At 53.5% G+C, this 12,695-nt stretch carries 7 protein-coding genes; 4 read left to right on the top strand and 3 right to left on the bottom strand.

Annotation, left to right across the window (positions count from 1 at the left end; genetic code table 11):
• Nucleotides 1–330: 330 nt before the first annotated feature.
• Both EI42_RS15375 and EI42_RS33875 read left to right on the top strand, forming a co-directional pair.
• Nucleotides 331–1,359, top strand: coding sequence for a UDP-N-acetylmuramoyl-tripeptide--D-alanyl-D-alanine ligase (locus EI42_RS15375; RefSeq protein WP_246046280.1), 1,029 nt, complete (start codon nucleotides 331–333; stop codon nucleotides 1,357–1,359).
• On the top strand, nucleotides 1,331–1,702 hold the full coding sequence (locus EI42_RS33875; RefSeq protein WP_246046281.1) for a glutamate ligase domain-containing protein: 372 nt from the start codon (nucleotides 1,331–1,333) through the stop codon (nucleotides 1,700–1,702). Before EI42_RS15375 ends, EI42_RS33875 begins: the two co-directional genes overlap by 29 nt.
• Before the next feature lie 694 nt (nucleotides 1,703–2,396).
• Here the strand turns inward: EI42_RS33875 and EI42_RS33290 are convergent.
• From EI42_RS33290 to EI42_RS15365, 3 genes are all read right to left on the bottom strand, one after another.
• Nucleotides 2,397–2,642, bottom strand: a complete 246-nt coding sequence (locus EI42_RS33290; protein ID WP_211326188.1) for a hypothetical protein — start codon at nucleotides 2,640–2,642, stop codon at nucleotides 2,397–2,399.
• Nucleotides 2,643–2,933: 291 nt separating this feature from the next.
• Entirely contained in the window at nucleotides 2,934–3,158 is a 225-nt protein-coding gene (locus EI42_RS34905; protein ID WP_170142657.1) for an IS4/Tn5 family transposase DNA-binding protein, read from the bottom strand.
• 306 nt (nucleotides 3,159–3,464) lie between these two features.
• On the bottom strand, nucleotides 3,465–6,644 hold the full coding sequence (locus tag EI42_RS15365; RefSeq protein ID WP_111323514.1) for a winged helix-turn-helix domain-containing protein: 3,180 nt from the start codon (nucleotides 6,642–6,644) through the stop codon (nucleotides 3,465–3,467).
• A gap of 308 nt (nucleotides 6,645–6,952) precedes the next feature.
• On the opposite strand from EI42_RS15365, the gene EI42_RS15360 reads away from it, so the two are divergent.
• Both EI42_RS15360 and EI42_RS15355 read left to right on the top strand, forming a co-directional pair.
• Nucleotides 6,953–8,593, top strand: coding sequence for an FAD-dependent monooxygenase (locus tag EI42_RS15360; RefSeq protein ID WP_170142656.1), 1,641 nt, complete (start codon nucleotides 6,953–6,955; stop codon nucleotides 8,591–8,593).
• A gap of 628 nt (nucleotides 8,594–9,221) precedes the next feature.
• Complete coding sequence (locus EI42_RS15355; RefSeq protein ID WP_111323512.1) at nucleotides 9,222–12,494, top strand: winged helix-turn-helix domain-containing protein; 3,273 nt, start codon at nucleotides 9,222–9,224, stop codon at nucleotides 12,492–12,494.
• Nucleotides 12,495–12,695 lie beyond the last annotated feature (201 nt).

The following is a 12,695-nucleotide window of genomic DNA, read 5'->3' as shown; positions in this document are numbered from 1 at the left end:
GAAAAATAGAAGCAACACCGTCATGATGATCCAAAAAAGGCTGTACACCATGTCATGACGTAGAGTCAACTATGCTGCGATTTCTGACAATCACATTCAACGACATCGTCTTCTTTTTCGTGGTTATGATATTCAAGATCTTTTCAACAATTTTTTTTGAAGAGAAGATATGCTTTGAGGTGCTAAATGCATGGCGGAGGAAATAGGTATTGCATGCCAGGGTGTAATCTTGTCATTTTTAAATAGCAAAGGATGCAATAGGATGTTTACTCTTAATGATCTACTACAAGTAATGCGGATGATGCTATCAGGCCCAGGCTGCTCAGTAGCGTGCCACCCGATGCCGAGCTTGTCTTTCGCTCGGCCCATCATGACAGCCGCCTGATCATGCCCGGCGACCTCTTTATTGCTCGCAAAGGAGCAAACAGTGACGGGCACCACTTCATTTCTGCTGCTGCTCGTGCAGGCGCGCTGGCCGCTCTTTGCAGTGTACCAGCCAGTGACGTGCCTCCTGATTTCCTACAGATCATCGTTCCCGACGTTCTTTCTGCCCTTCACGCTACAGCTCGCGCACGTATCCAACGTCAGGAAGACACCATCCGCATAGGTATTACCGGGAGCAATGGTAAAACAAGCACAAAAGATGCGGTAGCCGCCGTGCTCAGCCATAAAGCTCCCACCTTGAAAACCTATGCATCATATAACCACGAGCTTGGCTATCCCATCACGCTCCTCCGCCTGGAGCCACAACACCGCTATGCTGTGCTGGAGATGGGAGCTCAACGGGTCGGCGAGCTAACCTGGCTCTGCAATTCCATCGCCAGCCCCCACTGGTCTATCATTACCACTGTCGGCGCCGCTCATCTTGAATACTTTGGCACACAGGAACGCGTCGCCATCGCCAAAAGCGAGTTGGTGCAGGTTCTCACCCCTGACGGTTTCGCCATTCTTAACTATGATGATGAACTTGTTCGCGCTATGGCGGCGAAAACGCAAGCACACATTCTCTACTATGGCACAGGTGAAGGGGCTACAGTACGTGCCAGTAACATAGGCGGTGATACCCTCTTCGGGCATAGCTTCACGCTGCACTATCATGATCAACAGCGGCCCGTTCAGCTTCGTCTTCCTGGCGAACACGGTGTCACCATCGCCCTCGCAGCGGCAGCAGCTGGCTGCGCGGCAGAGATGTCATTGGACGATATCGCCTCGGCCCTGGAAGATCTCTCACCTGCACCAGGACGCTGCGAAATCAAGCCCGGTCCCAACAACAGTATCCTCATCGATGATAGCTATAACGCTAATCGTCAGTCGATCATCGCCATTGCCAGTGCTATGTACAACAAGCCAGGCTCCTAAGGGGAAGCGTTGGGCCATTCTGGGCGATATCTTCCAGCTAGGTACCTATGCACACACCGAGCACTCCGCTTGCGGCTCCTCCCTGGCAGGTCTTGTAGACTATCTAATCGCCATTGGTGATCAGGCCCGTTTCTGTGTTGAGGGCGCTATCTCTTCGGGTATGCCAGAAAAGAACGCCTACTACTTTAGCGCTGACGTAAACAATAGTGCGGAATTAGAAGCTGCCAAACGTGCCGCCGCCGATTTCCTTAAACATGAGGTTCGACCAGGTGATTTCGTACTCCTTAAAGGATCACGCGGCATGAGGATGGAAACTATGCTTGCAATGCTCTCGTCTGAGTAGAGAGAAAGGATCCTGTTCATTATCACAGGAACAGAGCCGTGCTTTTCTCCTCTCTAAGCGTTGAACAAGAATGCCAGTAGGAGCAGGAGGTTTTGTAAGATGGGACAAGAGATGGGGATGTGTCCATTATAACATGTCAATGGTAAAAGGCAGAGGCCAAATGGCGTGTGTCTCAACAGGTACTTCCTGGGAGGAGAGAGCGTCTGGCAAAGCACCTGACAACATGGGGGATCGTTTATAAGATGAGCGTAAGTACCTATGAGAGAAAGGAAGTCCTGGTAGGAGGGGCGTGACAGTGTATTTGGCTCTCTGCTTCTCCTCCTGGAGCGGTGCACCATTCCCGCATTGTTCGTCCAAGAGGAGAGCCATAGTCTGAGTTTGGTTGCTGTATGAGTGGCGTTGGAGGCCCAGGGAAAACTGTATGAAGCACCACTCCTACCGGTTTTGTCACGCAGAATATTTACTCTGCTATATCTAAAACACCCTGACATTTATACTATGATATTCAGCATTTTTTATTTTGTTTTGTCTGTTCTATCCAGAAGAAAGTGGTATAGCGAGAAGCTTGAGTTTTGTTACCCTCTGGCATAATGAAAGAAATGAATGATATAGAAACCGCGACGGATGATACAGAGCAAAAATGTGCCATGAGCTCAAGCTGGATATGCAAGAGTCACAACAGGATTGGGAGGATTTAGATGAATTTGTGGCTAAAATGAAGCGTATCATTCAACAGGCCTTTGTTCAGCAAGTTTATATTGGCCCGAATAAGCAGTGGTTGAATGATCACGGATTTGCCTCCGGATAGACCGGGTGTAAAGAGGCAGATGATGCGATGGTGAATGACGAGAGCCGGGCGAAAGCTGGTTATTGGCTGGATGGGGCCGACGGCATTGATACTGCGGGAAGCGAAGCGTGTGGAAAGAAGATGAGAGATCATGTGTAGGGGGATTGGAGAACAGCCGGTTTGTTTCGGGAAATGAGAGGGATGGTATAAGTTGGCATCCCTCTGCTTCCTGCCAAGCCGGATGTGTTGTGAGAACAGCAGTTTTTCTGGCAGAAGTACTGCTGACCTCGTGGATGAGAGCCTCGCCTCCTTGGTTGCCCTCCTGACCTGTGTCACTGAGGTGAGCACAATGGCTCAAATCCATCTCAGTGGTCTCCTGAACTAACAACAGCACCACGGGATACTGCTGGATCTGTTCGCAGGTCTGGTGGAGGTGGGACTGCATCAGGGCCTTAAACATGACAATCCTCTATCAAGCAAACAATACAGGGCAATGGCCTCTTTCCAGCTCTGTATCTGGGTAGGCAAGGAAGCCGAGGCATTGGCAGCCGTCTGTTCTGCCTTCTGAACTGCTCGTCGTGTCCGCCGCACGTCCTGAAGCTGATAACTTCCAAAGGCGTGCTCTGTCCATAGCTTCGGATTGAAGTGCTCTTCGCTTTCATCATCCACTTTTAGCAGGTCTGAGTTGTGTATAAAAGACAGAGCTTTAGCCGGGGAGTGTCAGCAGAGATTGATTGTATCCAGCGATCCTGCCAATTTTGCAGGCGTTGCATAGTGTAGCAGATTGCAAGGCTCTGGATTCAAGCGCACAGACGGGACCTCGTTCTTCTGGATCGGAGTTGTGGTAGCGCTAAGGGGACAGGAAACCAGTGGTATTTCGTAGAAGCAGAGGAAGTATGGTATTGTTTTCCACCTTTGCCACTGCTCGGTTTCCCTCAAACATTGATGGTGCGATTATATTTCCTCCTGGACTGGCTAGAGAAGATCAAGCTGGCGTGCTCGTTCACAGGCCTCGAAGCGGCTCTTGACGTGCATTTTCTGATAGATGTTCTTGATGTGCGTTTTGACGGTATTAATTGTAATCACTAGCATTTTGGCTATCTCCTGTCTGGAGTATCCTTCAGATAGCAAACGAAGAACTTGAATTTCCTGTAGTGACAGTTGCTCGGTCAGTGGGGAACGATCAGGGGTGGTAGAGCGCAGCCGCCGGGCCTGGACGGCAAATAGCTTCAGCAGATGTTGAAGATAGCTCTGAAGATGCTTCCCGCGGATACGAGAGACGAGCGGTTGCAACAAGGCGAGTAGCGTTTCACCCTCGTCGAGAAAGAGCCGTATATATCCCTCTGGAGCTGCCAGGGTGATAACATGACGCAAGAGCGATCTTGTGCTTGACCCCTGTTTGAGTTGGTGATATGCCAGGCTTCTCAGCAATTGTATCTCCAGCCAGCGCCGGCGCTGTCCGGAGTCCCTGGTTTCTTTTTCCCAGGGATCGAGTAGCGTCAGGGCCTCCATAGCGTTTCCCTGTGCGAGCAGCCAGCGGGCCTTCAGTAACATCTCCTGGAGAGGATACTGCCGGGGGATCTCCTCTTCCTGTTCCGTGTGTGGAGGAATCCAGTGCAAAGGTTCGGTAAGGGGAGTGAGAGCCTGGTACAGACGTGCCTGCGCAAGCTGAATCATTCGAGAAAGATGTGGAGGGCGCTCTGAATACATGCGGGCAAGTAGCGCCGTCAGCAAATCCTGCGCCTGGTGGAGCTCGCCACGAGCGTGGAAGATCCGCGCCAGGAGAAGCGTCGGTCGTACCTGAAGCGGCTCATCTGCGAGTTGTATCCCCAGATCAAGTGCTTTTCGCGCCTCCTGCTCAGCGCGTTCCAGATCATTCCACTCATATGAGAGTTCTGCCAGACCTGCGAGTGCTTTGCTCAGATCTGAGATGTCCTCGTCTGCTTGCTCTATTACCTGCCTGAAAAATATGGCGGCTTGCCGTAATTCGCCTGCCTCGTTGCACACTTCGCCCAGGGAGAGGAGCGCAACCCGTTGCCCGGGCCGGTTATTCATCGCCTCGCAAAGGGTGAGGGTCTCCTGGTAGCATGCTCGTGCAGTGGCAAGCTGTCCTGCCTGCTGTGCCGTCCCTCCTATTACACCCAGGCAGATAGCTCGCCATACAGACTGTTCGTCGGAAAGCCCGGCCAACGCCTGCCTGGCGAGATTCGCAGCTTCAGTGAAGCAGTACAGTCGTGCAGCGAGGAGCGCACGAAACGCGATAACTTCACTTAGCTTGGGGGTCAGCCCGGCCTGCCTCCATCCCCGTTCTGCTCCATCTAAAAAGGTTTGGATGCGAACCCGGGTTGTTGGCGTGAGGTAGTCAGAGGCAGAGAGGAAGGTGAGGGCTTGTGCGTTGATGAAGCTCAAGGCCGGGTGGGCCAACACCAGCGTTTCAGGAAGTTGCTGCAACCAGCTCTGCATTGCGTATATGTTATGACGCTCGGTATCGTGCTGCTCTTGCCCCATGTAGCGTTCAAGAAGCGCGACTGCCTGTGGATAGGCATGAGCCTGCAAAGAGACTTCGATTGCTTCCGACAAGAGGCCATGTTGCTCATACCAGGCCGCTGCACGCATCAAGCACCTGGTATAGGTATCGTGTGTGAGACGTTTCCTGGCCTCAGCTTGCATTGCTTCAGCGAAAAGCGCGTGATAGCGGTACCACTGCCCGTCACCTCCAATTGGCTGGAGGAAAAGGTCTGCATGCTCGATTGCTTCCAGGATGGCCTGGCTGTCGTTTCGTTCTGTGACAGCATCGCAGAGAGAAGCGGTCAGGCGTTTGAGAAAACTCGTTTGCAAAAGAAATGTTTGGAGTGTTTTCGGCTGGGCATCGAGCACCTGACTGACAAAGTAATCGAGCACATAGGTATGGCTACCTCTGAAGGTGGCTGGGAGATCGAGGGGCTCCTGCGAGGAGTGCTCTTTCTGCATAATCAGCGCCAGCAGACGCAGCCCGGTAATCCATCCTTCCAGATACGTGTTGAGATGCGTGATCGTCGAACTCTCTAATGGAACAGGTAGTACCTGTTGCAGAAAGAACTGAGTCTCCTGAGAGGTAAAGCGGAGATCACTGGCATGAAGCTCCACAAGCTCGTCTCGTGCACGCAAGACCGTGAGCGGGAACGGCGGCTCGACCCGGGATACTATGATGATATGAAGGGTGAAGGGCAGGTGCGTGAGCAAGAACATCATCATCTCATGAATGGTCTGAGTTGTAATAACCTGGTAATCCTCCAGAATCAGGATGCCAGGCTTTCGCTTCTGAGTGAGGTCGTTCAGAAAGAGGATCAAGGCCCTCTTCAACAATGGGGACGAGAAGGGGAGCGTTTCTTCTCGCTCCAGAAGGGAGAGTGCGGCGCGCCCAATATCGGCATGGAATGCCTGACAGGCTGTCAAGAGATAGCGCCAGAAGCGGATGGGATTGTTGTCACCCTCGTCCAGGGAAAGCCAGGCAACGGGGGGAAAGTCGTTGCGTGAACGCCGCTCACTCACCCAGTGACTCATCAGCGTTGTTTTCCCGGAACCTGCCGGGGCGGTGATTAGCACCAACTTATGCTTCAGGCTCGCGTCGAGTTGATTGAGCAGACGCTCACGTGCAACGAGCGAGGAGGGTAAACGCGGCGGACATAATTTCGGTATCAACAGCAGGTCTTTTTCGCCCCGTCCCTCTTCTACAGGGACACGGCGGTCTCGATCGGGGATCAGTTCCGCTTTCTCTGTCATCTTGCTTGCTTGCCCGCGTTCTTGTGGGAGATCAGCAGTTGCAAGCTGTGTTGTGTTGCCTCTGCGGGTATCGTTTCCCAGGGTACAAGCGGCGGCCTCCAGGCGAGTCATAGAAAGTGCGCTGCTTTTGCCAAGATATGTTTTCACCATCTGCCTGCCCTGACGACGATAGCCATACCAATAGGTATTCTGACTATGGCTGCGTCGCTCTTTTTGAAGAAAGAAAGAACCGCTTCTGCCCCGGAAGGAGAGCGCATGGTGTGTAGCCAGCCAGGCAAACCAGGCGTCGGTGTCGCCTTGCAGCAGTGGATGCTCCTGATCGTCCCGGGTATAGAGTTCATAGTGATCGTTTTCTGGGGACCAGAGCAGTATATAGGTGCTCGTCTTTGGCATACACAATCTTCTCCATTTGCTGTTTTGATGATACCCAACATTTCCCTTTTAGGTGATTGTAGCTGCTCGTCGGGGAATATGCAAGTGATACCCAGGGCCTGATCAGGCTCAAATTGTGCAAGATAATCCATGAAAGTGGGGCGAAAATCACCCCTGTGGGTGAGCAAGCCTACACCTTTTCTCCTGTATATTCTCAGGTGTCAGTTATGTCTTTTCCTCACTGGAAGCCTTTTACCTGCAATGGAAGGACAGATGACCAGAAAAACTGTCGTGATTACTTCTAACAAAGAGACATGGAAGGTGTCAACATGAATACAGGAATACCGCATGCAACCTTTGATGAAACCACACCAGTGCTTATTGTGGGAGGTAGCCTGGTTGGCCTCTCTACTGCGCTGTTTCTCCGATGGCGTGGCATTCCATCCCTGGTGGTCGAGCGTCATCCAGCGCCTGCCCGTCTTCCACGGGCACGAGCCATCAATCCACGCACTATGGAATTGTTCCGAGCTCTTGATCTCGAATCAACCATCCGTGCAGCTAGCTCACCTATCAGCGGCAATAACGAGATCTTGCGCGTTGAATCGCTGGCAGGCCGCGAGATTGAGCGGCTTGTTGAAGGGGGAGCAGACGATCTGAAGGCCGCTTCACCTACATCCTGGGGTAGTATAGATCAGGACCAACTGGAAGTTATCTTGCTGACTCGGCTACAGAGCATGGGTGCTGATATTCGCTTCAACACCGAACTCCTCTCGCTTGAGCAGGATGAGCAGGGTGTCTTTGCGCTTATTCGCGAGCGAGCAAGTGGCAACACACAGCAGGTACGGGCAAACTACCTGGTGGGTGCAGATGGCAACCATAGCACAGTACGTGATGCACTCGGTTTCTCAAGGCTGGGGCCCGGTACGATTTCCCATGCAACGAATATCATCTTTGAGGCTGATCTGGGTGAGGTTCTCCGGGGGCGACGGATCATGCTCTGCTACATCAGCAACCCACTCTTGCCCGATGGGCAGGGCTTTCTGATGCCCATCGACAATAAGCGGCGCTGGATGTTTAGCTCATCACTGCATCCCGAGCGCGGTGAACGGCGTGAGGATCTGACCGATGAATGCTGCATTGAGCAGATTCGTATCGCCGTTGGAGTACCTGATCTTGAGATCAAGATTTTGCCCGCTTACCCATGGGATACTGTCAAGGTGGGGATGTGGGAGCTGACCGCTCTTTATGCCGAGCAGTATCAGCGGGGCCGTGTCTTCCTGGCAGGCGATGCGGCTCATGCGATCCTGCCTACCGGCGCGCTGGGGGCTAGCACTGGTATCCAGGATGCTTTCAATCTTGCCTGGAAGATGGCTCTGATCCTCAAGGGTCAGGCGGCTCCTTCTCTGCTTGCTTCCTACGAAGAGGAGCGATGCCCGGTTGGTAAGTTGATGGTGAAACAGACGATGCAGCGTTTCTTCTATCGTACCGGCAGCGGTTCCAGTTCCCTGATAGATGATGCCTCGCTGATTTTCGGCTACCGCTACCAGCGGGGGGCAATTGTGGCCGAATTAGACTCGGCTGAAGCTCCCCTGGCACAGCATCCGAGCACGTTGAGCGGTGAGCCAGGAACGCGTGCTCCCCATATTGTGCTTCAGCGTGCTAGAGAGCGTCTCTCGACGATAGATCTGTTCGGACGTAACTTTGTGTTATTGGCCGGTGAGGAGGGAACTCCCTGGATGACTGCGGCAGGCACGGTAGCCAATCGTCTGGGTATTGCGCTGGATGTATGGCAGATAGGCCCTGAGGGGTTATGCGATGTTGAAGGACGCTGGTATACGACCTATGGTGTGAGCACAACCGGAACGACCCTGGTGCGCCCTGATGGTTTCGTCGCCTGGCGTTCCTCCGAGCTCAGGGAGCAACCAGAGCAGGTGCTGTTGGATGTCTTGACTCGCATACTTGGGAAATGAAGCGAGATCAAGGTGAGATAGGGGCAGGACTTCAGGGGAAATGTCCCTCTTCTTCCTATCTCACCCTGCCTCGCAGGGAAAAATCTGGGGTGTAATGCTTGCGATGGTCTGGCTCCTGGCTTCACTTTGTGCCACTGGTACTACGATGTGAGTGCAGCAGAGAACGCTTGTACGCACGCATCAGCCGTATAAGCATGGAACGTATCGATGTTGTGCCATCGCATCAAGCTTGTAGGAGAAGAGCATTGCTACCCCACCACTGACAGACATCTTTGTCGTGATCCGCTGAAAAAAAGCGTCATCTTTTTTCTTCGGTTGGCTGTCCTGGAGAACAGGACACCAAAGAAGTCAGCGAGATTATGTTGTCGGAGTCTTTCAAAAGTTGCCTGCCAGGCCAGAGCATTCTGAGGATGAGCACAAAAATGATGACGTTGGTGAGCTACATTGATAAAGGACTGTGTTCTCTTCCTCATGGGAAAGAAGTCTATCAAGCACCTTCTGATGGGCTGCTCTTCAATCAAGCGCGGGCAGGGAAGACAGGAGTGCGTTGACGCAAAGGTCGTTGAACGCTCTATTGCCAGCCAACATCGGTAGCAAGTATGAGTGCTCTTGCAAACAAAGAAAGGGAATGAGTTTTAACCATATGAGGTATCTGCCTGTTGGGGAACACTTGTTTTTTGATACGCATCGTTGTATACTCATTCACACTGAGTGTTGGGGGACAAAAGAGAGAAAGGAGTATCTGTCTCTGCCAAAGCGCGCACAATACCTGATACAACGGTCTGGGAAGCAGGAGCATTCTCTGCTCATCACACAGGGAAATGCTACCTCCTGCCAGCTCTTAGAGGAGGGAGGAGCATGGCAGGCATGGCTTGAGGAACACCGCGCATTTGCTTTTCAAGGCCATGATGGGCGAATCAGTCTCCTCAAAGAAAAGCGTCGTCGTGGCAGCGAGGGCTATTGGTACGCCTATCAGCGCCACAAGGGGCGGGTGCTCAAGTGCTACGTCGGACGGAGTGCGCAATTGAGCCTGGAGCGGCTGGAGGAGATCGCGGCTAAACTCTCGTCTGAAGGTGCTGCCTTGCCTCCACAGTCGCAGCATTCCCAACAGCAGACACCACAAGCGGAACGGGCAATCTCGCCTTTTGCTTCGCCATCCCTTGAACCGTTGCTGCTTCCAAAGCTCCAGCTGCCGCGCTACCAGCCCTCGTTACTTCAGCGTGATCACCTGCTCACGCTGCTGAATCAGGGGCTGGAATACAAAGTGACCCTCATCTCAGCGGCCGCTGGCTATGGCAAAACTACATTGGTCAGCCATTGGCTGACCACACGATCCCAACGCCCGGATTCTCCGCACGCGGCCTATATTACTTTCGATGAAGGTGATAACGATCCTGTTCGCTTCTGGCGCTATCTGATCGCCGCCTGCCAACAATTACAACCCGACCTCGGAAAGGGTGCGCTGGATCTGCTCCACGCACACCTGCTGCCATCATTCAAACCACTGGACGCGATGCTTATTGCGTTGCTCAACGATGTGAGTCATCTTAAGCATCCTGGCATGCTCATCCTGGACAATCTGCACGTCATCACCTCGCCCCAGATCGCCGCTACACTTAGTTTCTTCCTTGAGCACCTGCCTGCATCACTCCATCTGGTTCTGCTCGTACGCGGCGATCCTCCTTTCTCCCTGGCTCGCCTGCACGCGCGTAATGAGATGCTGGACATCTCTCCACTCTTGATGCGCTTTTCTTTAGAAGAAACCAGCGCCTTTCTCGCCCAGGAGCTTTCCTTTACGCTCTCACCCAGGACTGTTCACCAGATCCATGAGAGGCTGGAAGGGTGGCCTGTAGGCTTGCGCTTCCTGGTAGAAATGCTCCGCTGGGCCACACACGAGCAGGAGATTGAACCCATTCTTTCTGCCTTCTCTGGCGGTATGGAGCATTCCCTATCACGTCAGGCATTGAACATCCGTGACTACTTCCTCCATGAGATTTTTCATACCTTGCCAGAGGAGATGCAAACCTTTCTGCTGCATACCTGCATGCTTCCACGTCTCACAGCCTCCCTCTGTGACGCTCTCACTGAACGTGATGATAGTGCACGCCTGCTGACCATGCTACGGAAAGGTGACTGCTTTCTGATGCCGTTAAACTGGGAAGGAACATGGGCGCGTTATTATCCTCTCTTCGCCGAGGCTATGCAGCAGGAGGCGCGCAGAAGGCTGGGTGAGGAACGCATCCGTGCACTGGCACTCCGCGCGAGCGCCTGGTATGAGGCCCATGGACTGCTTCCAGAAGCTATCGAAACCTCTTTTACCGCCGCAGCCTACCATCGTGCCACTCGCTTGATTGCACTATCCCTTGAACAGTATCAGCAGATCAACGAACCTGGTACCACCGAATGGTATCGCCTGAAGCGCTGGCTAGAACGCTTACCGGAAGCAGACCTTGAACACCATCCTGATCTGTGTCTCTATGCTGCTCGCAACCTGCTCTTCCATTCACTGGGAGAGCCATCTTGCAAAGAGCGCATCCATCATCTACTCCAGGTGGCAGAGCAGCAGTGGCGAGAGACGAACACGACCACAAAGCTGGCCGAGGTCTTCGCCTTCCATGCTCTGCTTGCTCGTCAAGAGGGAAAGATCCTCCAGTCCGTCTCATGGGCTACTCAGGCGCTGGCCTGGCTTCCCCGGGAAGCCGTAACCTGGCGTATCCTGGCTCTGACCGCTGTAGGAATCGGCGAGCTTCACAACGGGACTGTAGCGACAGCACGCGAACACTTTCTTGCAGCCCTGCCCCTTAACGAGCAGCAAGGTAGTCCTACCGGCACACGTGCCACCAGGAGCAGGCTCTGCCGTGTGAGCTTTGAGATGGGCGAGCTACGCCAGGCAGCAGAGCAGTTGCGACAGCTTCAGGCCGAGGCCAGGAGTGTGTCGGATCATGACGATATCGCTCGGAGCCAGGGAGAACTGGCGCAAATTTTCTATCAGTGGAACGATCTGCCCGCAGCGGAACAGGCCGCACAGGAGGCTCTTGCGCTTGGGGAGCAGATGAACATCGAAGAGGTGCAGGCCCGCGCTTCGGTGCTCCTGGCCCGCATTGAATACAGACACGGCCGGGCAGCACAGGCACAGCAGCGCCTGACCGCCTGGTTAGCGTGCAGACAGACAACTGCCTCTCTCCATACCTCACGGGAAGTCCAGGCCCAGCTTGTGCGTATTCAACTTGCCGATGGCGATCTGGCATCAGTGAGACGTTGGATGGCATCTCATCAGAACAATGAGGAGAGAGTGCCTCGCTATCAGCGTCAATGCGAGCAATTACTGCGAGCACGCTTTTTGCTGGCGAAGGCAGAAACCATCGCGGCAATAGAACTGCTAGAGCAGCTCTGTACTGCCACGTTGCGAACTGGCCATTTGCACTTCAGACTAGAAGTTCAGGTGGTGCTGGCTCTGGCGTATGCAAGGCTTCAGGCGTATGAGAAGGCGCGAGAGCAACTCGTGGAGGTGCTCGAAACGGCACGCAGTGAAGGCTACCTGCGCCTCTTCCTCGATGAAGGGAAGGAACTGGCTCACCTGCTGCGCGCGTTGCTGCCCTCTCTGCATGAGAAAGCACTGCTTGTTTACATGCGGCAGATCCTGAGTGCTTTTGCTCAGGAAAGCGGTACATCTGATGGGCAGGCTGGTGGTGGCTCAACGTTCCTGCCAGAACCCCTGAGTCCACAGGAACAGAACGTCCTGCGCCTGCTGATCGCGGGCAATTCCAACGCTGAGATGGCAAGCGCCCTCGTGGTCTCAATCAATACGATACGTACCCATGTTCAGAGCATCTATCGCAAGCTGGGTGTCCATAACCGTCTCGCAGCGAGTGCTGTTGCAACTCAGCTGAAACTCGTCTAAAGTATTTCCTCCCGCCTCCACATGCCCGTATGAAACGACAGAATCGTACATCATCCGACGAATCATGCGCTCGGATGAGGCTGGCTCATCCTCCTGAGAAGTATCGTAGAGGCAACCTGAGAAGCGGTAGCAACCGGTGTTTCACCTGTGCTTGAAAAAGATGCGAACCGTCTTTCAGCGAATACTGAACGTTCTCAAAAC

This window comes from Thermosporothrix hazakensis (assembly GCF_003253565.1).
Classification (GTDB): domain Bacteria; phylum Chloroflexota; class Ktedonobacteria; order Ktedonobacterales; family Ktedonobacteraceae; genus Thermosporothrix; species Thermosporothrix hazakensis.
Note: the sequence above shows the minus strand (reverse complement) of the source record. Positions and strands in the feature narration are given on the sequence as shown.

What these genes read in the sequence shown, in the direction of transcription:
- EI42_RS33290 (WP_211326188.1), bottom strand. Translation starts at nt 2,642, where the DNA reads ATGATCTCTCATCTTCTTTCCACACGCTTCGCTTCCCGCAGTATCAAT.
- EI42_RS15365 (WP_111323514.1), bottom strand. Translation starts at nt 6,644, where the DNA reads ATGCCAAAGACGAGCACCTATATACTGCTCTGGTCCCCAGAAAACGAT.
- EI42_RS15360 (WP_170142656.1), top strand. Translation starts at nt 6,953, where the DNA reads ATGAATACAGGAATACCGCATGCAACCTTTGATGAAACCACACCAGTG.
- EI42_RS15355 (WP_111323512.1), top strand. Translation starts at nt 9,222, where the DNA reads ATGAGTTTTAACCATATGAGGTATCTGCCTGTTGGGGAACACTTGTTT.